General features: G+C 60.9%; 23 protein-coding genes. 9 read left to right on the top strand and 14 right to left on the bottom strand.

Annotation, left to right across the window (positions count from 1 at the left end):
• The first annotated feature begins 154 nt into the window (after positions 1 to 154).
• From hemA to AC27VU_RS23005, 6 genes are all read left to right on the top strand, one after another.
• Positions 155 to 1,441, top strand: a complete 1,287-nt coding sequence (gene hemA, locus AC27VU_RS22980; protein WP_003228154.1) for a glutamyl-tRNA reductase — start codon at positions 155 to 157, stop codon at positions 1,439 to 1,441.
• Positions 1,438 to 2,520: a peptide chain release factor 1 gene (gene prfA / locus AC27VU_RS22985; RefSeq protein WP_003228153.1), complete on the top strand. Its 1,083-nt coding sequence runs from the start codon at positions 1,438 to 1,440 to the stop codon at positions 2,518 to 2,520. The genes hemA and prfA overlap by 4 nt, the downstream gene beginning before the upstream one ends.
• Complete coding sequence (prmC, locus tag AC27VU_RS22990; protein ID WP_226501153.1) at positions 2,521 to 3,351, top strand: peptide chain release factor N(5)-glutamine methyltransferase; 831 nt, start codon at positions 2,521 to 2,523, stop codon at positions 3,349 to 3,351. It begins immediately after the preceding gene.
• Positions 3,345 to 4,100, top strand: a complete 756-nt coding sequence (locus AC27VU_RS22995; RefSeq protein ID WP_003228150.1) for a molybdopterin-synthase adenylyltransferase MoeB — start codon at positions 3,345 to 3,347, stop codon at positions 4,098 to 4,100. The genes prmC and AC27VU_RS22995 overlap by 7 nt, the downstream gene beginning before the upstream one ends.
• On the top strand, positions 4,093 to 4,884 hold the full coding sequence (gene murI / locus AC27VU_RS23000; protein WP_003228148.1) for a glutamate racemase: 792 nt from the start codon (positions 4,093 to 4,095) through the stop codon (positions 4,882 to 4,884). Before AC27VU_RS22995 ends, murI begins: the two co-directional genes overlap by 8 nt.
• Before the next feature lie 114 nt (positions 4,885 to 4,998).
• Positions 4,999 to 5,517: an acyloxyacyl hydrolase gene (locus AC27VU_RS23005; RefSeq protein ID WP_045122633.1), complete on the top strand. Its 519-nt coding sequence runs from the start codon at positions 4,999 to 5,001 to the stop codon at positions 5,515 to 5,517.
• Between the two features lie 133 nt (positions 5,518 to 5,650).
• Here AC27VU_RS23005 and AC27VU_RS23010 read toward each other — a convergent pair whose 3' ends face one another.
• From AC27VU_RS23010 to AC27VU_RS23065, 12 genes are all read right to left on the bottom strand, one after another.
• Entirely contained in the window at positions 5,651 to 5,956 is a 306-nt protein-coding gene (locus AC27VU_RS23010) for a YkgJ family cysteine cluster protein (RefSeq protein WP_007967664.1), read from the bottom strand.
• 52 nt (positions 5,957 to 6,008) lie between these two features.
• A complete protein-coding gene (locus AC27VU_RS23015; protein ID WP_488724994.1) occupies positions 6,009 to 6,500 on the bottom strand; it encodes a DUF2878 domain-containing protein in 492 nt (163 codons plus the stop codon).
• Positions 6,493 to 7,758: an SAM-dependent methyltransferase gene (locus AC27VU_RS23020; protein ID WP_003228144.1), complete on the bottom strand. Its 1,266-nt coding sequence runs from the start codon at positions 7,756 to 7,758 to the stop codon at positions 6,493 to 6,495. The genes AC27VU_RS23015 and AC27VU_RS23020 overlap by 8 nt, the downstream gene beginning before the upstream one ends.
• Positions 7,745 to 8,560, bottom strand: coding sequence for a DUF1365 domain-containing protein (locus tag AC27VU_RS23025; RefSeq protein ID WP_473018174.1), 816 nt, complete (start codon positions 8,558 to 8,560; stop codon positions 7,745 to 7,747). The genes AC27VU_RS23020 and AC27VU_RS23025 overlap by 14 nt, the downstream gene beginning before the upstream one ends.
• The gene (locus AC27VU_RS23030) at positions 8,557 to 9,804 is read right to left on the bottom strand and encodes an NAD(P)/FAD-dependent oxidoreductase (protein ID WP_473018173.1); all 1,248 of its coding nucleotides are present in this window, start codon (positions 9,802 to 9,804) and stop codon (positions 8,557 to 8,559) included. Before AC27VU_RS23030 ends, AC27VU_RS23025 begins: the two co-directional genes overlap by 4 nt.
• Positions 9,801 to 10,583 carry an SDR family NAD(P)-dependent oxidoreductase gene (locus tag AC27VU_RS23035; protein ID WP_003228137.1) on the bottom strand — a complete coding sequence of 261 codons (783 nt, stop codon included), beginning with the start codon at positions 10,581 to 10,583 and terminating at the stop codon, positions 9,801 to 9,803. Before AC27VU_RS23035 ends, AC27VU_RS23030 begins: the two co-directional genes overlap by 4 nt.
• Positions 10,580 to 11,002 (bottom strand): nuclear transport factor 2 family protein, encoded by a 423-nt coding sequence (locus AC27VU_RS23040; protein ID WP_003228136.1) that lies wholly within the window; start codon positions 11,000 to 11,002, stop codon positions 10,580 to 10,582. Before AC27VU_RS23040 ends, AC27VU_RS23035 begins: the two co-directional genes overlap by 4 nt.
• Positions 10,995 to 12,440: a deoxyribodipyrimidine photo-lyase gene (gene phrB / locus AC27VU_RS23045; protein WP_488724995.1), complete on the bottom strand. Its 1,446-nt coding sequence runs from the start codon at positions 12,438 to 12,440 to the stop codon at positions 10,995 to 10,997. The genes AC27VU_RS23040 and phrB overlap by 8 nt, the downstream gene beginning before the upstream one ends.
• An 11-nt stretch (positions 12,441 to 12,451) precedes the next feature.
• Positions 12,452 to 13,393, bottom strand: coding sequence for a MerR family transcriptional regulator (locus tag AC27VU_RS23050; RefSeq protein ID WP_488724996.1), 942 nt, complete (start codon positions 13,391 to 13,393; stop codon positions 12,452 to 12,454).
• Positions 13,393 to 14,355: a YbgA family protein gene (locus AC27VU_RS23055; RefSeq protein WP_473018170.1), complete on the bottom strand. Its 963-nt coding sequence runs from the start codon at positions 14,353 to 14,355 to the stop codon at positions 13,393 to 13,395. Before AC27VU_RS23055 ends, AC27VU_RS23050 begins: the two co-directional genes overlap by 1 nt.
• A gap of 214 nt (positions 14,356 to 14,569) precedes the next feature.
• Positions 14,570 to 14,785 (bottom strand): TIGR02450 family Trp-rich protein, encoded by a 216-nt coding sequence (locus AC27VU_RS23060; protein WP_003228128.1) that lies wholly within the window; start codon positions 14,783 to 14,785, stop codon positions 14,570 to 14,572.
• A complete protein-coding gene (locus AC27VU_RS23065; RefSeq protein ID WP_400508423.1) occupies positions 14,782 to 15,768 on the bottom strand; it encodes an NAD(P)/FAD-dependent oxidoreductase in 987 nt (328 codons plus the stop codon). Before AC27VU_RS23065 ends, AC27VU_RS23060 begins: the two co-directional genes overlap by 4 nt.
• A gap of 198 nt (positions 15,769 to 15,966) precedes the next feature.
• Here AC27VU_RS23065 and AC27VU_RS23070 point away from each other — a divergent pair, with 198 nt between their 5' ends.
• Entirely contained in the window at positions 15,967 to 16,869 is a 903-nt protein-coding gene (locus AC27VU_RS23070; RefSeq protein ID WP_488724997.1) for a TIGR01777 family oxidoreductase, read from the top strand.
• A gap of 13 nt (positions 16,870 to 16,882) precedes the next feature.
• Positions 16,883 to 17,908: a ferrochelatase gene (gene hemH, locus AC27VU_RS23075; protein ID WP_488724998.1), complete on the top strand. Its 1,026-nt coding sequence runs from the start codon at positions 16,883 to 16,885 to the stop codon at positions 17,906 to 17,908.
• A 118-nt stretch (positions 17,909 to 18,026) separates the two neighbouring features.
• Here the strand turns inward: hemH and AC27VU_RS23080 are convergent, their stop codons facing one another.
• Together AC27VU_RS23080 and upp are read right to left on the bottom strand one after the other, a co-directional pair.
• Positions 18,027 to 19,301 (bottom strand): uracil-xanthine permease family protein, encoded by a 1,275-nt coding sequence (locus tag AC27VU_RS23080; RefSeq protein ID WP_003228120.1) that lies wholly within the window; start codon positions 19,299 to 19,301, stop codon positions 18,027 to 18,029.
• A gap of 2 nt (positions 19,302 to 19,303) precedes the next feature.
• Positions 19,304 to 19,942: a uracil phosphoribosyltransferase gene (gene upp, locus AC27VU_RS23085; protein WP_003228118.1), complete on the bottom strand. Its 639-nt coding sequence runs from the start codon at positions 19,940 to 19,942 to the stop codon at positions 19,304 to 19,306.
• Positions 19,943 to 20,103: 161 nt separating this feature from the next.
• Here upp and AC27VU_RS23090 point away from each other — a divergent pair, with 161 nt between their 5' ends.
• Positions 20,104 to 20,661 carry a hypoxanthine-guanine phosphoribosyltransferase gene (locus tag AC27VU_RS23090; RefSeq protein WP_003228116.1) on the top strand — a complete coding sequence of 186 codons (558 nt, stop codon included), beginning with the start codon at positions 20,104 to 20,106 and terminating at the stop codon, positions 20,659 to 20,661.
• Positions 20,662 to 20,682 lie beyond the last annotated feature (21 nt).

The following is a 20,682-nucleotide window of genomic DNA, read 5'->3' on the forward strand; positions in this document are numbered from 1 at the left end:
GGATCATCATGACACAAGCCTTCGGCCAAACATAACCGAGTCTCAGTTGTGAGCATTATAGGCACCAACCATTGGGACAATAGTCAGCGGTAGTTGTTCTGAATCTGACGAAGTAGGACAATTGCCGGCTTCACGTCACTATCAGCGACCTTGAATGGCCTTCCTCGCACTCGGTATTAACCACAAGACTGCTTCAGTAGACGTCCGCGAGCGCGTGGCCTTTACCCCTGAGCAACTGGTTGAGGCCTTGCAGCAGCTCTGCAGAATGACCGACAGCCGCGAAGCCGCGATCCTCTCCACCTGCAATCGCAGTGAGCTTTATATAGAACAGGATCAGGTTTCAGCTGATCTAGTCCTGCGCTGGCTGGCCGATTATCACCATTTAAGCCTCGATGAGCTGCGCGCGAGTGCTTATGTGCATGAAGATGATGCGGCAGTTCGTCACATGATGCGCGTCGCCTCCGGGCTCGACTCGCTGGTGCTGGGCGAACCGCAGATTCTCGGCCAGATGAAGTCGGCCTACGCCGTGGCTCGCGAAGCCGGGACCATCGGCCCGCTGCTGGGGCGGCTGTTTCAGGCGACGTTCAATGCCGCCAAGCAAGTGCGCACCGACACTGCCATCGGCGAAAACCCGGTGTCCGTGGCGTTTGCCGCCGTCAGCCTGGCCAAACAGATTTTCAGCGACCTGCAGCGCAGCCAGGCCCTGCTGATCGGCGCCGGCGAGACCATCACCCTGGTTGCCCGCCATCTGCATGAGTTGGGGGTCAAGCGCATCGTGGTCGCCAACCGCACGCTGGAGCGCGCCAGCCTGTTGGCCGAGCAGTTCGGCGCTCATGCGGTGCTGCTCTCGGACATTCCGGCGGAGCTGGTGCGCAGCGATATCGTGATCAGTTCGACCGCCAGCCAGTTGCCGATCCTCGGCAAGGGCGCGGTGGAAAGTGCGCTGAAGCAGCGCAAGCACAAGCCGATCTTCATGGTCGACATCGCCGTACCCCGCGACATCGAGCCGGAAGTCGGCGAACTCGACGACGTTTACCTGTATAGCGTTGACGATCTGCACGAAGTGGTCGCCGAAAACCTCAAGAGTCGTCAGGGCGCAGCCCAGGCCGCGGAAGAGATGGTCTCGGTCGGCGCCGACGATTTCATGGTGCGCCTGCGCGAGCTGGCCGCGGTCGATGTGCTCAAGGCCTATCGGCAACAGAGCGAGCGCCTGCGCGACGAGGAGCTGCAAAAAGCCCTGCGTCTGCTGGCCAACGGCGGCAACGCCGAAGATGTGCTCGGGCAACTGGCTCGCGGCCTGACCAATAAACTGCTGCATGCTCCAAGCGTGCAACTGAAAAAGCTTTCTGCCGAAGGCCGCCTCGATGCGCTGGCCATGGCCCAGGAACTCTTTGCCCTTGAGGGCTCACCGGATAGTTTTTCGGATAAAAAACCGCAATGAAAGCGTCACTGCTCAACAAGCTGGACATCCTCCAGGACCGATTCGAGGAACTGACTGCGCTGCTTGGCGACGCTGAAGTCATTTCCGATCAGGCCAGATTTCGCGCTTATTCCAAGGAATACGCCGAAGTCGAGCCGGTCGTCGCCGCTTATAAAAAGCTGCTCGGCGTACAAAATGATCTGGAGAGTGCCCAGGCACTGCTCAAGGACAGCGACCCGGACATGCGTGAAATGGCCGTGGAAGAAGTCCGCGAAGCCAAAGAGCTGTTGATCACCCTGGAATCCGATCTGCAACGCATGCTGCTGCCCAAGGACCCGAACGACGGTCGCAACGTGTTTCTCGAAATCCGCGCCGGCACCGGTGGCGACGAGGCGGCGATCTTCTCCGGCGACCTTTTCCGCATGTACTCGCGTTACGCCGAGCGACGTGGCTGGCGCGTGGAAATCCTCTCGGAAAACGAGGGCGAACACGGCGGCTATAAAGAAGTCATCGCCCGGGTCGAAGGCGACAACGTCTACGGCAAGCTGAAGTTCGAGTCTGGCGCGCACCGTGTGCAGCGCGTGCCGGCCACCGAATCCCAGGGCCGCATCCACACTTCGGCCTGTACCGTGGCGGTATTGCCGGAGCCGGACGAGCAGGAAGCGATCGAGATCAACCCGGCGGATCTGCGCGTCGACACCTACCGTTCTTCCGGGGCCGGTGGTCAGCACGTGAACAAGACCGACTCGGCGATCCGCATTACCCACTTGCCGACCGGCATCGTGGTCGAATGCCAGGAAGAACGTTCCCAGCACAAGAACCGTGCGCGGGCGATGGCCTGGCTATCGGCCAAGCTCAACGATCAGCAGACTGCCGCGGCGGCCAACGCGATTGCCAGCGAACGTAAATTGCTCGTGGGTTCCGGCGACCGCTCCGAGCGCATTCGCACGTACAACTTTGCCCAGGGCCGGGTCACCGACCATCGCGTCAACCTGACCCTGTACTCCCTTGATGAAATCCTCGCCGGTGGCGTTGAAGCGGTTATCGAGCCTTTGCTGGCCGAATACCAGGCCGACCAACTTGCAGCGATAGGTGAATAAATGACCATCATTGCCAGTCTGTTGCGCGCCGCCGAACTGCCGGACTCGCCGACGGCGCGTCTGGATGCCGAACTGCTCCTGGCTGCGGCACTGGGCAAACCGCGCAGTTTCCTGCACACCTGGCCCGAGCGCATCGTGCCCAGCGAAGCGGTGCTGATTTTTACCGAGTACCTGCAACGGCGTCGTGGCGGTGAGCCGGTGGCCTACATTCTTGGTCAGCAGGGGTTCTGGAAGCTCGATCTGGAAGTCGCTCCGCACACACTGATCCCGCGTCCGGACACCGAATTGCTGGTCGAGGCCGCGCTGGAATTGCTGGCGGCAACGCCGGCGAACGTTCTCGATCTGGGCACCGGCAGCGGCGCGATTGCCTTGGCCCTCGCCAGTGAGCGACCGGCGTGGAAGGTCACGGCGGTGGATCGTGTACTGGAAGCCGTGGCCCTCGCCGAACGCAATCGCCAGCGCTTGAACCTGAACAACGCCACGGTGCTGAGCAGCCACTGGTTCAGCGCCCTCGAAGGCCAGCGTTTCAATCTGATCATCAGCAACCCGCCGTACATCGCCGCCGCCGACCCGCATCTGGTCGAGGGCGATGTGCGCTTCGAACCGGCCAGTGCGCTGGTGGCGGGTGTCGACGGGCTCGACGATCTGCGGCTGATCGTCGCCCAAGCCCCGGATCATCTCGAAGCCGGCGGCTGGCTGATGCTCGAACACGGCTATGATCAAGCCGAAGCCGTGCGTGATCTGTTGCTGACCCGCGGTTTCGAAGAAGTTCACAGTCGCACCGATCTGGGCGGCCATCAACGGATCAGCCTGGGGCGCCTGCCGTGCTGAATGATCAGGAATTGCTGCGCTACAGCCGGCAGATTCTGCTGCAACACATCGATATCGATGGGCAACTGAAGCTTAAAGACAGTCGTGTACTGATCGTCGGCCTCGGCGGTCTCGGTGCGCCGGTCGCGCTGTACCTGGCGGCGGCCGGCGTCGGTGAGCTGCACCTGGCGGATTTCGACACGGTCGACCTGACCAACCTGCAACGCCAGATCATTCATGACACCGACAGCGTCGGCATGAGCAAGGTCGACTCGGCGCTCAAGCGCCTGAGCGCGATCAATCCGGAGATTCAACTGGTGGCCCTTCGTCAGGCGCTGGATGAGGATTCCCTGGCCGCCGCCGTGGCCGCGGTGGATCTGGTGCTCGACTGTTCCGACAATTTCTCCACCCGCGAAGCGGTCAACGCCGCGTGCGTGGCGGCGCGCAAACCCTTGGTCAGTGGCGCGGCGATTCGTCTGGAAGGGCAGTTGTCGGTGTTCGACCCGCGCCGCCCGGAAAGTCCGTGCTACCACTGTCTGTACGGACACGGCAGCGAAGCCGAACTGACCTGCAGCGAGGCCGGTGTAGTCGGACCGCTGGTGGGGCTGGTTGGCAGTCTGCAGGCGCTTGAAGCCTTGAAAGTGCTGGTCGGTTTTGGCGAACCACTGGTGGGGCGTTTGCTGTTGATCGATGCCCTGGGTTCGCGCTTCCGTGAACTGCGGGTCAAGCGCGATCCGGGGTGCAGCGTCTGTGGTTCGCAGCATGCGTGAGGCACCGATCGCGGTGTTCGATTCCGGTGTCGGCGGCTTGTCGGTACTGGCCGAGATCCAGCGTTTGCTGCCCCATGAATCACTGCTGTATTTCGCCGATTGCGGGCACATCCCCTACGGTGAGAAAACCCCGGAGTTCATCCGTCAGCGCTGCAATGTGATGGCCGGTTTTTTCCGCGAGCAGGGCGCCAAGGCCCTGGTGATCGCCTGCAACACGGCGACGGTGGCCGCTGTTGCCGATCTGCGCCGGGATTTCCCCCAGTGGCCGATTGTCGGCATGGAACCCGCGGTCAAACCTGCTGCCGCCGCCACCCGCAGCGGTGTGGTCGGCGTACTCGCCACCACCGGCACCTTGCAGAGTGCCAAGTTCGCCGCGTTGCTCGATCGCTTTGCCACAGACGTTCGCGTCGTCACCCAGCCGTGCCCCGGTCTAGTGGAACTGATTGAAAGCGGTGATCTGCACAGCGCCGAGTTGCGCACGTTGCTCAAGCACTATGTCGATCCGCTGCTGGCCAACGGTTGTGACACGATCATTCTCGGCTGCACCCACTATCCGTTTCTCAAGCCGCTGCTCAAGTCGATGATCCCGGACCACATCAGTCTGATCGACACCGGTGCCGCCGTCGCCCGTCAATTGCAGCGACTGCTGGCCGAGCGTGAACTGCTCGCCGAAGGCCCGAACCAACCAGTCAGATTCTGGACCAGCGCCGATCCCGAGTCCTTTCGCAAAACCTTGCCCCTGCTGGGCCAAGTTGCCGGTGACGTTGAAAAATTCACCTTGTAAAAAAAGTGTGAAATATCTAAAAAGTCAGCTGAACTTCTGCTCAAGCGCCGATTTCTATACCGCTGGGTTTACTAGAAAACCAAAACGATCGTTCCGGAAAAGGAAGTTTTCAACGTGAAGCGACTATTCTGCTTGGCCGCGATTGCGGCTGCACTGATGGGGCAAAGTTTTACTGCACAAGCGGCAAACGTTGAGTTTGCAGTGGGGGCAACCAGCGATTCGACAATGACTTATCGCTTGGGCATGAATTTCGATTGGGACAAGAGCTGGCTGCAAAGCGACGTCGGTCGCCTGACCGGTTACTGGAGCGGCGCTTACACTTACTGGGAAGGTGACAAGACTTCCAGCAACAACAGCCTGTCGTTCTCGCCGGTATTTGTTTACGAGTTTGCCGGTCAGTCGGTCAAACCGTATGTCGAGGCCGGTATTGGTGTCGCGGCCTTTTCCAACACCAAATATGAAAGCAACAACATCGGTCAGTCCTTCCAGTTCGAAGACCGTATTGGTTTCGGCCTGCGTTTCAACGGCGGACATGAAGTGGGGATCCGTGCGACGCACTACTCCAACGCCGGTCTGAACAGCAACAACGACGGTGTAGAAAGTTACGCGCTGCATTACTCGATGCCGTTGTAACTGCAGCTTGCACAAATCTTTGTGGGAGCGGGCTTGCTCGCGAATGCGGTGTGTCAGTCGACAACACTATTGACTGACACACCGCATTCGCGAGCAAGCCCGCTCCCACATTGGTTTTGAGCTGCTGTTGAAATCAGCGGTAGGCAGTGGCAATGCCTTTGCGTTCTTCAATGCATTCCGGCGCGCCCATCTCGAACTCGCGACAGATCAGCGGACGTTTCTCGTAGATCGTGCACATCATGCTGTCGCGATCCAGCGCCGCGCACCAGCCGTCGTCCAGACGCAGCATCACCTCACCACCCCATTCATCGGTATCGATAAAACGCTCGGGCACGCCAGTGTCGGTGATCAGCATCACTTCAAGCTGGCAACAGCACGCCGCGCAGGTCGAACACGTGACCGCTGGCTCGGTGATTTGCTGGTGGGGAATGGTTTTCATGGCGCCAGTGTAAGCCAGTCGCCTGTGGCTGTGTGAAAGGCCTGACAGACGCTCAGTGGCTGAGCCGCCGCGCCATCGCGTGCAGCACCGGAAACAGTACCGCCCATAGCAGGCCGATGCCGATCAGGGTCGGAATTTCCCCGTAGGGAAATTGCACCCCGGCGAGGCGCCCGCCACCGTAATAGGAAACAGCGCCGCCGACCGCGCCCAGCGCGCTTGCCAGCCACCATGGACGAGCCGTCCATTGCAGACAGTGGCGCAACGTGGTGGCAAGCAGTGCCCAGAGCAGCATCAGCCAGAGCGGGATCAGCGGCGACGGATCCTGGAATTCGAACACGCCCGCCGCGCGCAACAGGCTGTCCACCGCTGTGCCGACAATCACTACGCTGAGAATCAAGCGACCCTCCGCCGACCAACTGCTGATCCAGCCCAGATGAATCACCAGCACCGCCAGCGCCAGCAGCAACCACAGACTGTTGCCGCCGATCACGCAGGCCAGCCAGCCGACCTGGAACAGCACGGCATTGATCAGCCGCTCAAGCATCGAAGCGGCCGAGCAACGGCGCTGGCATCGCCGCCGGTTTGGCCAACAGCAATTGCGCGGTGCCGATGGTGCGCTCGAGGAACCCGCCTTCGCAGTAGCACAGGTAAAACTCCCAGAGCCGCAGGAAGTAATCGTCGTAACCCAACTCGCTCAACCGGCCATGAGCGCGGCGAAAGTTTTCGTGCCACAGGCGCAGAGTGCGGGCGTAGTGCAGGCCGAAGTCTTCCATGTGCAGCAGGTTCATGTCGGTCTCGCGGCTGACCACTTCGAGCATCTTCTGCACGCAGGGCAGGGCGCCGCCGGGGAAGATGTAGCGCTGGATGAAGTCGACGCCGCGCTTGGCCTGCTCGTAGCGCTGCTCGCGGATGGTGATTGCCTGCAACAGCATCAGGCCGTTGCTCTTGAGCAGGTGCGCGCACTGTTTGAAGTAGGTCGGCAGGAAGCGATGGCCGACCGCCTCGATCATCTCGATCGACACCAGTTTGTCGTATTCGCCGGTGAGGTCGCGGTAGTCCTTGAGCAGCAGCGTCACCCGATCCTGCAACCCCAGTGCTTCAATGCGCTTGGCGGTGAACGCGTACTGCTCTTTCGACAGTGTCGTGGTGGTGACGCGGCAACCGTAATGCTGCGCGGCGTAGAGCGCCATGCTGCCCCAGCCGGTGCCGATCTCCAGCAAATGGTCTTCGGGTTTGAGCGCGAGCTTCTGGCAGATCCGTTCCAGTTTGTTCAACTGCGCCTGTTCCAGGCTGTCTTCGGGGCTGAGGAACTGCGCGGCCGAGTACATCATGGTCGGGTCGAGAAACTGTTCGAACAGATCGTTGCCAAGGTCATAGTGCGCCGCGATGTTTTTCTGCGAACCCTTGCGCGTGTTGCGGTTGAGCCAGTGCAGGCCTTGCACCAGCGGCCGGCTGAGGCGGGCCAGACCGCGCTCCATGGCGTCGAGCACGTCGAGGTTGCTGACGAACACGCGCACGACCGCCGTCAGGTCCGGCGAACTCCAGTAACCGTGGATAAACGCTTCGCCAGCGCCAATCGATCCGTTGCCGGCGACCATGCCCCAGACCGCGGCATCCTGGACATGGATTTCGCCGAGCAGGTGGCTGCCCGGTGTGCCGAACATCAGGCGTTCGCCGTCCTCGACCACCAGCAATTGCCCGTGTTTGAGTTGACTCAGTTGCCGCAAAACGCCACGACGCAGCAGCGAACCGGTCAAACCGTTGGTGCTGAAGCGACTGGCCGACAGGCTAGAGGATTTCATGGCGGTGCTCCTTGGGAGGCACAGTGGCGATTTGAAAGCTGCCGTCGGCAGCCTGATGAGCAAAAATCGGGGCACGCTTGAGCAACAGGCGCACGGCTTGCCAGTAAATCGCCAGACAGGTTTTCGCGGTCATCCACGGAAAACGTCGCAAGTAGCGGTGCAGGCTGTGGCGGTCGAGGGGTTCGCGCTGCAGATTGAGCGTGGCGTCGAACAGCTTGTGCTCACCCTGCCAGTCGGCCATGTGCACGCCGAGCTTTTGCGCCGCCGGGCTGAAGCTCATGCGGTACTCGAGATCGCGTGGCAAAAACGGCGAGACATGAAAGGCCTTGGCGACCGCAAAGTGCTGGTGAAAGTCTTGCAGGTCGGTCGGTGTGCGGGCCGGCAGCACGTAGTGATAACGCTCGCGCCACGGCGTGTTGGTGACTTCGCAAAGAATCGCCGCCAGTTGCCCGTCGGCCTCGTGGCAATAAAAGAAACTCACCGGGTTGAACGCCAGACCCCAACTGCGTGGTTGGGTCAGCAGGCAGATCGATCCCTGCGGTTGATGGCCGATGGCGGCACCGACTTGCTGGCGTACCGCATCGATCAGGCGCATGCCATTGCCGGTGAAGGTTTTCAGGTAGTCGGTTTCGCGAAACGAAAACGGCGCAAAGCGGCTACGACTGGCGAGCGGCGACAGGCCGAATACGGCGTCCTGTTCCGCCAGATCGAGGTACAACAGACCGATCCGGTAACGGAATTCGTGGCGTCTGGGTGAAAAGCGCCGATGGCCGATCCAGCCGCTGTACAGGGCGCTGTTCATAAGCTTTCCCCGAAGGCGGCAGCCACGCGCAAGGCGCTGACGACACCGTCCTCATGAAAGCCGTTGGCCCAGTAGGCGCCGCAGTAGTGGGTGTGCCGCTGACCGTCGAGTTCGGCCCAACGGTTCTGCGCCGCCACGGCCGCAAGGCTGAACTGCGGATGGGCGTAGGTGTATCGGGCAAGCACTTTGGACGGGCTGATGCCGGCGCTCTGATTGAGGCTGACGCAGAACGTGGTGTCGCTCTGAATGCCCTGCAGGATGTTCATGTCGTAGGTGACGGCCGCGTGCGTATGGCCGGCGCCACTCAAGCGATAGTTCCAGCTGGCCCACGCCAGTTTGCGGGTCGGCAGCAGACGGGTATCGGTATGCAGCACCACTTCGTTATCGGCGTAGGGCAGGGCACCGAGGATCGACCGTTCCGCCTGGCTTGGCGTGGCGAGCAATTGCAGGGCCTGGTCGCTGTGGCAGGCGAGCACAACCTTGTCGAAACGCTCGATGCCGGCCGGGCTGTGGATAACCACGCCGTGTTCGTCGCGATCGATGCGCGTCACCGGGCAACTGAGGCGGATCTTGTCCTTGAACGCAGCGGTCAGCGGTGCGACATAGGCACTTGAACCGCCCTCGATCACCTGCCATTGCGGGCGATCACTGACTGACAGGAGTCCATGATTCTTGAAGAAGCGCACAAAGAATTGCAGCGGGAAATTGAGCATCTCGGCCATGGGCATCGACCAGATCGCCGAGCCCATCGGCACGATGTAATGCAGGATGAAACGCTCACCATAACCGCCGGCCTTGAGGTAATCGTCGAGCGTGGTGTCGGCGGCGATCCGCTGTTCGGCGAGGTCGCGCTGGGCTTCTTTGTTGAAGCGCAGGATATCGCGCAACATGCCCCAGAACCCCGGCGACAACAGGTTGCTGCGCTGGGCGAACAAACTGTTGAGGTTGTTGCCGTTGTATTCCAGGCCAGTGTCCGGATCGGTGACCGAGAAGCTCATTTCCGTCGGTTTGAACGACACGCCGAGCTGGCCGAGCAAACGGATGAAGTTCGGGTAGGTCCAGTCGTTGAACACGATGAAGCCGGTGTCCACGGCGTATTCGCGGCCTTCGACGGTCACCTCCACGGTGTGCGTGTGGCCGCCGACCCAGTCGCTGGCTTCGAACACCGTGACATCGTGTTGGCGATTGAGCAGATAGGCGCAGGTCAGGCCTGCGATTCCGCTGCCGATGATGGCGATTTTCACGAGGGTTCCTGCAGCGGTGGCGGTTTACGCACCATGCGTTTGCCGATCGCCAGTTGCACCCGCGACGGCAGTTTCGACAGCGGCCACAACGCCGCCATGAACAGCGCCGGGAAAGCGATCTCCAGTGGTCGATCCTTGAGTTTGGCGAAGATGTGCCGCGCGGCTTTATCCACAGGCCAGCTCAGCGGCATCGGGAAATCGTTTTTCGCGGTCAGCGGTGTATCGACGAACCCCGGGCTGATGATGGTGACCTCGATCCCTTCATCCGCCAGATCAATGCGCAGCGATTCGAACAGGTAACGCAGGCCTGCCTTGGAGGCACCGTAGGCTTCGGCCCGGGGCAGCGGCAGGTAGGTCACCGAGCTGGCCATGCCGATCAGATGCGGCGCGGTGCCCTTGCGCAGCAACGGCAGGGCGGCTTCGATGCAATAGCTGCTGGCCAGCAGATTGGTACGCACCACGTGCTCGATGATCGACGCGTCGAATTGCCGGGCGTCGACGTATTCACAGGTCCCGGCATTGAGAATCACCGAATCCAGCGAGCCCCAGGTCTCGCTGATCTGCTGACCGATCTCACGCACGGTCTGACTATTGGTCAAGTCTCCGGGCACCACCAGCACTTGGCCCGGGTAGCGCTGGGACAAGACTTTCAAGGGCGCCACCTGGCGTGAACTGACGGCCAGATGCGCGCCGCTTTTCAGAATCTCTTCGGCCAGCGCTGCGCCGATGCCACTGCTGGCTCCGGTCAGCCAATAACGCCGTGGAGGTGTACGACTCATCCCATTCTCCTTTTCAGCCAGGCGATCACCCGGCCCAATACGGGTAAATGTTCATACAGCATGGCCCCGGCATCGAAGTAATCCCGGTGGCGATAAACCTTGTCGCGCCAGAGCAGATGCGAACACCCGGCGACGCGAATCAGGCGACCACCGGCCAGACGCGGGTGGCGGTAACTCATGACCCAGCGCAGGTAACCTTCACAGTCGCCTATCTGGTCGAAGCCGTGGAAATCGAAACGCAGCTCGCTGACGTTGGCGTACAGCTCGCTGAAGTAATGACGCAGTTGCGCCAGCCCCTGCACTTCATGCAGCGGATCGGTGAAGTGAATGTCATCGCTGTACAGCTCGCCCAGACGCTGCAAGTTGTCTTTGTCCAGCTCGGCGAACTGGCGGGCGAAGCGGCGCAGGAATTCACTCATGGACTTCTCCCGTGGACGAACGCGACGGCAGGCTCTTGAAGGCCGCCAGCGCCCGTTCGCGCGAAGCCCCGAGATTGACGATCGGCGACGGATAGTTGGCGACGCCGAACAGTCCACCGACACTGGCCGGGTTGTGTACTTCTTTCTTGTTCAGGCCGGCGAGTTCGGGCAACCAGTGCTTGATGAACAGGCCTTCGCTGTCGAATTTTTCCGACTGGCTGATCGGGTTGAAAATGCGGAAGTACGGCGCCGAATCGGTGCCGGTCGAAGAACTCCATTGCCAGCCGCCGTTGTTCGCCGCCAGATCGCCGTCGATCAAGTGACGCATGAAAAAGCGCTCGCCTTCACGCCAGTCAATCAGCAGATTCTTGGTCAGGAACATCGCCACTACCATGCGCAGACGGTTATGCATCCAGCCGGTTTCCAGCAGTTGGCGCATGGCCGCATCGATGATCGGCAGACCGGTGCGTGCTTCTTGCCAGGCCGCCAGATCGCCCGGCGCATCACGCCAGGCCAGCGCCTCGGTTTCCGGGCGAAACGCGCGGTGGCGCGAAACCCGTGGGTAGCCGACCAGAATGTGTTTATAGAACTCGCGCCACAGCAGCTCGTTGATCCAGGTCACCGCGCCGACCTTGCCGCTGTCGAACTCGCCCTGATTGCTTTGCAGGGCTGCCTGCAGGCATTGGCGTGGCGAAATCACCCCGGCGGCGAGATACGGCGAAAGTTGGCTGGTGCCGGGCTTGGCCGGAAAATCGCGCTCGCTCTGGTAGTAGTCGATCTGCGCGTCGGCGAAGGTATCGAGGCGGCGCCGGGCTTCCTGCTCGCCGGCCGGCCACAGCGCACGCAAGGACTCGCTTGGCGTTGCAAAACCGGCGACGGTTGCCGGTACCGGATCGCTGTCGATATTCAGCTTTGCCTGTTTGCCGGGCGTCTTCACCAGCGCCGGCATCGAGCGGTGCAGGCGTTCGTAGCAGACCTTGCGGAACTGGCTGAACACCTGAAAGTAGGTGTCTGTTTTGGTCAGCACCGTGCCGGGCTTGAACAGCAGTTGGTCAAGGTAGCTGTGGAAAACGATGCCTTTGGTCTTCAGGGCCACGGCCACGGCGGCGTCGCGCTGGCTTTCGTGGATGCCATATTCCTCATTGACGTGCACGGCCTGGACATTCAATTGCACGCAAAGCTCAAGCAGCACCGCCGGGGCCTGATCCCAATGATCAGCGGTGCGCAGCAGCAACGGAATGTTCAGCTCGCCGAGGCGGCTGCTCAGCTCACGCAGGTTGCGCAGCCAGAAGTCGACCTTGCATGCGGCGTCGTCGTGTTCCAGCCACTGCTGCGGGCTCAACAGATACACGGCAACCGTCGGCCCGCGCGCTGCGGCGGCCGCGAGAGCGGTGTTGTCATGTTGGCGCAAGTCGCTGCGCAGCCAGATCAATTGCATAGCGGATTCCATTAAATCAGCCCACGCTGGACGAGTGCCTGATGCGCCGAGAGCGGATCTTCGGCCAGGATCAAATCAGCGGTTTCGCCAGTTCTTACGGACAACTCGGTCTGGTGGATGCATACCGTTGGTCCGACCAGCAATGTGGGGGCACTGACGCCATTCAGCAGTTTTGGCAGCTGCGCCAGGTTCATCGCCTTGCTGGAATACAGCAGCACGCCGCGCGCTTGCAGATGATCGACCGCCAGCGCCAGTTCTCCGGCCGATAGCGGCCAGTCGAACACTTGCACCGGGCAATCGGCGCTGCTGATCAGCCACGCGCAGAGCCACAGGTGCGGTTCCAGCGGCAGATCCGAGTGATTGATCAACAGCAGCGGCGCGGTGTGTAACTGTCGATTGTTATGGTAGATGCGCGCGCCGAATTTGCTGCGTAACCAGGAATAAAAGAACGCCCGCTCCATCTGCGCACCGAACTGGCCTTGCCAGCGCTGCTCGAGTTCGGTCAGCAACGGCAGCAGCAACTGCTCACACAGAGTGCGCGGCGGATACAGGGCCATGGCCTGGTTGATGCTGTCGTCGAGGTTGCGCTCGTTGAGGTGGGTGACGGCGTCGAGCAATACGTTGCGCTGGCGCTGCCAGTCGTTTTCCACCGTTTCGGTAAAGGCTTGCGGGGTGTCGAGCAACGGCTTGACCTGACTGACCGCCACGCCCCGGTTGAGCCAGGTCAGGATGGTCAGAATTTGCTGCACATGTTCGCTGGAGTACAGGCGATGGCCCTTGGGCGTGCGTTGCGGCACGATCAGCCCGTAACGGCGCTCCCAGGCGCGCAGGGTGATGGCGTTGACGCCGGTCTGCCGCGCCACTTCGCGGATCGGCAGCCAGCCCTCGTCGAGGGCTTTCTTGAAGTCTGCACCCAGGTCTTCCTGGGCGCTGGTGTCGAGTGTGTCGTTCATCAAATGGCGTTTCGCAGGCTGAGGTTTTCCGGATGCGGCTGCAGGTAAACCTGCTGCGCAATGTAGGGATCCGGGTGTAGGCGAAAGTGGTGCTTGAGCAAGGTCAACGGCACCACCAGCGGCACGATGCCGTGGCGGTACTGGCCGATCACATGCTGCATTTCCTGTTTGTCTTCAGGGCTGATCGCCTGTTTCAGGTAGCCGCTGATGTGTTGCAGGACATTGCTGTGGGTGCGGCGGGTGGCGCATTTCTTCAACGCGCTCATCAACTCGCTGAAATAGTGCGGGCCGAGTTCGACTGGATTGGTCTTGCCCATGTTGCCCAGCAGTTTGCCCAGGGCTTTGTATTGCTCCGGGTTGTGCGCCATCAGCAGGTATTTGTAGCGGGAGTGGAATTCGGTCAATGCGCGGCGGCTCAAGCCTTGTTCGAGCACCTGCTGCCAGGCGCTGTAGGCGAGCACGCGAGTGATGAAGTTTTCCCGCAGCACTGGATCGTTCAGGCGCCCGGCTTCTTCCACCGGCAGATCAGGGTGCTGCGCGCAGAACGCCTGGGCATAGATGCCACGGCCGCCGCCGTTCACCGGGGCGCCGTTGGCGTGATAGACCTTGACCCGCTCCAGACCGCACGAAGGCGACTGCTGCATGAAGATGTAGCCGCAGATGTCATCAAGTTCACCGGCCATTTTCTGCCCGTAGGCGGCCAGCGGTTCAGTCACATTGATTTGCGGATTGACTGTGCCGACGGCTTCGGGAGCATCCGGATCGCCGACCAGACGGATCGGTTCACGAGGGATGCCCAGGCCAATGGCAACTTCGGGGCATACCGGGACGAATTCGAAATGTTCAGCCAGGGTGCGGCTGCACAGCCGCGATTCTTTGTGCCCACCGTTGTAGCGCACTTCAGCGCCCATCAGGCAGGCGCTGATGGCGATTTTGGGCCGGGATGCAGAAAGGTCGGACATGCACACCTCGAATCTATTCCTGTACAGGGAGTTAGCGCTGTACAACTTTTCCTCAGCATAGATTCATACGTGTACAAGTCAAATCATTTGTATAAGTTTTTCCAGGTTTACACGATCGACTGTGGGAGCGGGCTTGCTCGCGAAGGCGTCAGCTCAGCTGGATCAATGTGACTGACACAGCGCTTTCGCGAGCAAGCCCGCTCCCACAGGGAAATCATTTCCAGCCTGATAACCAGTGAGTGTTGTCTTTAAGAGTTTGCCAATCGAACCGTTCATTGCGCCGGGTCAACACCGCCTGCAACTCAATCTCCAGCACCGTACCTTCCTCATCGCGGAACAGCTCGGTGACCAGAAAATGCTTTTCGCGGTTTTGCGGGTGGGCTGCTGTCCACTTCGACAGCAGCAGTTTTTGCGGATTGATACGGTTCACTGCAGGTTCTCGTGCAAGCGGCGCGCGGCTTCCTGACCGCTGAGCCAGGCGCCTTCGACACGGCCGGACAGGCACCAGTCGCCGCAGGCGTACAGGCCCAGGTCGGCATCGGCCAGCGTGCCCCATTCGTGGCCGGTCGCAGGGCGAGCGTAGAGCCAGCGGTGGGCGAGGCTGAAGGTCGGAGCGGGCATTGCACTGTGCAGCAGTTCGGCGAAAGCGCCATGCAGTTGCTCGATCACCGCTTCCTTGGGCAGATCGATGTGTTGTCGGCTCCAGGCGCTGCTGGCGTGCAGTACCCAAGTGTCGCAAGTGGTGTCGCGCCCCGGTTTACTGCGGTTGCGCGCCAGCCAGTCGATGGGGCTGTCCTGCACGAAGCAACCTTCGATTGGCGTATCCAGTGGCGTATCGAAGGCGAGGGCGACGGCCCAGGTCGGGTCCATTTTCACCCCGGCGGCCGCACCGGCCAATTTCGGCGCCGCGGCCAGCAATGCAGTGGCTTGCGGTGCCGGTGTGGCAATCACTACGTGGCTAAAGGGGCCGTGGGTGAAGCCTTCGGCGTCCTGCAGGTGCCAGTGTTCTTCCCCGCGAAAGACTTCGGTGATGCGGCAGGCGAAGTGTACTTCCAGATCACCGAGCAAGCCTCGGGTGATAGCGCTCATGCGCGGTGTGCCGACCCAGCGGATCTGCTCGTCCGGCGACAGGTTCAGCTTTCCACCCTGAAAGGTATAGAGCTGCGGTGTCCACTCGGCGACCCAGCCCAGGCTTTGCCAGCGTTGCACCTCGGTGACGAAACGCCGGTCACGGGCGGTGAAGTATTGCGCGCCCATGTCCAGAGAACCGGCGTCGCTGCGTTTGCTCGACATGCGCCCGCCACTGCCGCGGCTTTTGTCGAACAGCTGGACGGTGTGTCCGGCGTCTGTCAGGGCCTGGGCGGCGGAGAGTCCGGCGATGCCGGTGCCGATGATTGCGATAGGTACAGTCATAGGGGCCTCGTTTTACCTTTCTGTACAGACTACGCCGTCAATGAAACCTGTACAATTTTGTTTTTTGGTATAACTTCTAGCGTTCTCGTTCTGACAGCTTGGCCTATGGTTAAACAATAGAGCCTGCCCGATAGAAAAGATCCCTGCTTATAAAAATAGACTAGTGATCCGGGTAAAACGCCACGCGAGGAAGATGTCATGCGCATATTGCTGACCGGCGGTACTGGTTTGATAGGCCGTCAGCTCTGCCGACACTGGTCGGGACAGGGCCATCAACTGACGGTGTGGAGTCGGCGTCCGGAAAAAGTCGCGAAAATCTGTGGCGCGCAGGTGCGTGCGATTGCGCGTCTCGAAGATTTCGGCGACGAGCCGCTGGACGCGATGGTCAACCTGGCCGGTGCGCCGATTGCTGATCGGCCATGGACCCATCGGCGCAAGGCGTTGTTGTGGAGCAGCCGTATCACCCTCACCGAAACCCTGCTGGCCTGGCTGGAAACGCGTCAGCAGAAACCGGGGTTGTTGATCTCCGGCTCTGCTGTCGGCTGGTACGGCGACGGTGGTGAACGTGAGCTGACCGAAGATTCGCCGCCAGTGATCGACGACTTTGCCAGTCAGTTGTGCATTGCCTGGGAGGAAACCGCCCAGCGTGCCGAAGGTCAGGGCATCCGCGTGGTGCTGGTGCGTACCGGGCTGGTGCTGTCGGCCGAGGGCGGCTTTTTGTCGCGGCTGTTGCTGATGTTCAAACTCGGTCTGGGCGGGCCTTTGGGCAATGGCCGGCAGTGGATGCCGTGGATTCACATCGATGATCAAATCGCCCTGATTGATTTTCTTCTGCACCGCGATCAGGCGAGCGGTCCTTATAATGCCTGCGCGCCCAAACCGGTGCGCAATCGCGAGTTTGCCAAAACGCTGGGCAGCGTGCTGCACCGCCCGGCGTTCATGCCGATGCCGGCCCTGGCCTTGAAGGTCGGGCTTGGCGAAATGTCATCGCTGTTGCTGGGTGGCCAACGCGCCATGCCGGCACGCTTGCTGGAAGCGGGTTTCACTTTCCAGTTTACGGATTTGCGCGCGGCCCTGGATGATCTCTCCGGCCGCCTTTGAAATAGGACGATGCATGACCGATCACGCCTTGCTTCTGGTCAACCTGGGTTCCCCGGCCTCCACCTCGGTGGCCGATGTACGCCGCTACCTCAATCAATTTCTGATGGACCCGTATGTGATCGACCTGCCGTGGCCGGTGCGGCGGTTGTTGGTGTCGCTGATCCTGATCAAGCGCCCCGAGCAATCGGCCCATGCCTACGCTTCGATCTGGTGGGAGGAGGGCTCGCCGCTGGTGGTGCTCAGCCGTCGTCTGCAACAGCAGATGACCACCCAGTGGAGCCACGGTCCGGTAGAGCTGGCCATGCGTTACGGCGAGCCGTCGATTGAAACCAGGTTGCTGCAGCTGGTCGCAGCAGGGCACAAGCGCATCACGCTGGCGCCGCTCTATCCACAGTTCGCCGACAGCACCACGACCACGGTGATCGAAGAAGCCAGGCGGGTGATTCGCGAGAAGAAACTCGACGTGCAGCTTTCAGTGCTGCAACCGTTTTACGACCAGCCGGAATACATCGACGCACTGGTCGCCAGCGCCACGCCGCATTTGCAGCAGGACTACGATCACTTGCTGCTGAGCTTCCATGGCTTGCCGGAACGGCACCTGACCAAGCTCGATCCGACCGGTAACCACTGCTTGAAAAACGCGGATTGCTGCCAGAATGCTTCGCCGGCCGTGCTTGCCACCTGTTACCGCGCCCAGTGCATGCGCACCGCCTCTGAATTCGCCAGGCGCGCGGGCATTGCCGATGGCAAATGGTCGGTGTCGTTTCAGTCGCGTCTGGGGCGGGCGAAGTGGATCGAACCCTACACCGAAGCGCGGCTGGATGAGCTGGCGAAAAGCGGCGTGAAGAAGATTCTGGTGATGTGCCCGGCGTTCGTTGCCGACTGCATCGAGACGCTGGAAGAGATCGGTGATCGCGGCAAGGAACAGTTCCGCGAAGCGGGGGGCGAGGTGTTGGTGCTGGTGCCGTGCCTGAATGATGAGCCGCAATGGGCGAAGGCGTTGGCAACACTGTGTGAACGAGCGCCGCTGGCGCTTTAAAGCCAAAAGCTTCGCGAGCAAGCCCGCTCCCACATTTGATCTACGGTGCGCTGAAGATCAAATGTGGGAGCGGGCTTGCTCGCGAAAGCTATCTGTCAGACAACAAGGATCTAAAGCCTTAGATCAGCGGTTCATCCGCCTTCTTGTTCTTCCAGCCATCATTGCCTGGCAGGATCAGGTTCAGCGCAATCGCCACCACCGCGCACAGCGCGATGCCTTTGAGGCCGAAGTCATCCGGGCCAGTACCGGTGCCGACCAGCACACCGCCGATACCGAACACCAGGGTCACCGACACGATCACCAGATTGCGCGCCTCGCCGAGGTCGATCTTGTGACGGATCAGGGTGTTCATCCCCACCGCCGCGATCGAACCGAACAACAGACACAGAATCCCGCCCATCACCGGCACCGGAATGCTTTGCAGCAGCGCGCCGAACTTGCCGATGAACGCCAGGGTGATGGCGAAGATCGCCGCCCAGGTCATGATTTTCGGGTTGTAGTTCTTGGTCAACATCACCGCGCCGGTCACTTCGGCGTAGGTGGTGTTCGGCGGGCCGCCAAACAGGCCGGCCGCCGTGGTGGCGATGCCGTCACCCAGCAGGGTACGGTGCAGGCCGGGCTTCTTCAGATAGTCGCGACCGGTCACGCTACCCACGGCAATCACGCCGCCGATGTGCTCGATGGCCGGAGCCAGCGCCACCGGAACGATGAACAGGATCGCCTGCCAGTTGAACTCCGGCGCAGTGAAGTGCGGCAGCGCAAACCATGGCGCCGCCGCAATCTTCGCGGTATCGACCACGCCGAAATAGAACGACATGGCGAAACCCACCAGCACCCCGGAAATGATCGGCACCAGACGGAAGATGCCTTTACCGAACACCGCCACGATCAACGTAGTCAGCAGCGCTGGCATCGAGATCATCATCGCGGTCTGGTAGTGGATCAGCTCGGAGCCGTCGCCCGCCTTGCCCATCGCCATGTTCGCGGCAATCGGCGCCATGGCCAGGCCGATGGAAATGATTACCGGACCAATCACCACCGGCGGCAGCAAGCGGTCGATGAAACCGGTGCCCTTGATCTTCACGGCGAGGCCGAGGAAGGTGTAGACGAAACCGGCTGCCATCACGCCGCCCATGGTCGCGGCGAGGCCGAACTGGCCCTTGGCGAGAATGATCGGGGTGATGAAGGCAAAGCTCGATGCAAGGAATACCGGCACCTGACGCCCGGTGACGATCTGGAACAGAATCGTCCCCAGACCCGCGGTGAACAATGCCACGTTCGGGTCAAGGCCGGTGATCAGCGGCATCAGCACCAGGGCGCCGAACGCTACGAACAGCATCTGGGCGCCGGACAGCACCGTGCGCCAGAGCGGATCGTTGAACTCTTGCTGCATGCTCACGCGTCCTTCTGCTTGGTACCGAAGATCTTGTCACCGGCATCGCCAAGCCCTGGGATGATGTACCCGTGTTCGTTCAGACGCTCATCGATGGACGCGGTGTAGATGGTCACATCCGGGTGAGCCTGTTCCACCGCGGCAATGCCTTCCGGCGCGGCCACCAGCACCATTGCGCGGATGTCCTTGCAACCGGCTTTCTTCAGCAGGTCGATGGTCGCAACCATGGAGCTGCCGGTGGCGAGCATCGGGTCGATGATCATCGCCAACCGTTCGTCGATTTCCGGAACCAGTTTTTCCAGATAAGTGTGCGCTTGCAGGGTTTCTTCGTTGCGGGCAACGCCCACAGCGGAAACCTTGGCACCCGGGATCAGGCTCAGCACGCCTTCGAGCATGCCGATGCCGGCGCGCAGGATCGGCACGACGGTGATCTTCTTGCCGGCGATTTTCTCCACCGACACAGTGCCGCACCAACCGGCGATATCGTAGGATTCGAGCGGCAGATCTTTTGTAGCTTCATAGGTCAACAGAGCGCCGACTTCCTGAGCAAGCTCACGGAAATTCTTGGTGCTGATATCGGCGCGGCGCATCAGGCCGAGTTTATGGCGGATCAGCGGATGGCGGATCTCGAGGATGGGCATGGAAAAACTCCGGCGGCGGGCAAAAAAACCGGCCTAGATTAATCTATCCGAGGGTGATGTCCTATAGGACATTGAGTACGTTAGTCCATTAAGGCTTGATTCGACCTCACGGGATGCGTACCTTTGCCCGCTTTTCCGAAAACATCCCCCTGGAGAGCGCCATGTCCGCTGATCTCGAGCATATCCGTCAAATCATGCGAGAGGCTGACTGCCTGTACACCGAATCTGAAGTCGAGGCCGCCATCGCCCGCGTCGGTGCACAAATCAACGAACAACTGGCCGATAGCAACCCGGTGGTGTTCTGCGTGATGAACGGCGGCCTGATCTTCTCCGGCAAACTGCTGACTCACCTGCAATTTCCGCTGGAAGCGTCCTACCTGCACGCGACCCGTTATCGCAACGAAACCAGCGGCGGCGACCTGTTCTGGAAAGCCAAGCCGGAAGTTTCGTTCATCGACCGCGACGTGCTGATCATCGACGACATCCTCGACGAAGGTCACACCCTGGGCGCGATCATCGACTTCTGCAAACACGCCGGCGCGCGCAAAGTGCACACCGCCGTGCTGATCGACAAGGATCACGACCGCAAGGCGCGTCCTGACCTGAAAGCAGACTTCGTCGGCCTGCCATGCGTTGACCGTTACATCTTCGGTTACGGCATGGACTACAAAGGTTACTGGCGCAACGCCAACGGGATCTTTGCCGTTAAAGGCATGTAAGCAAGATCAAAAGATCGCAGC

It is taken from the genome of Pseudomonas sp. 14P5.3.2 (assembly GCF_057799175.1).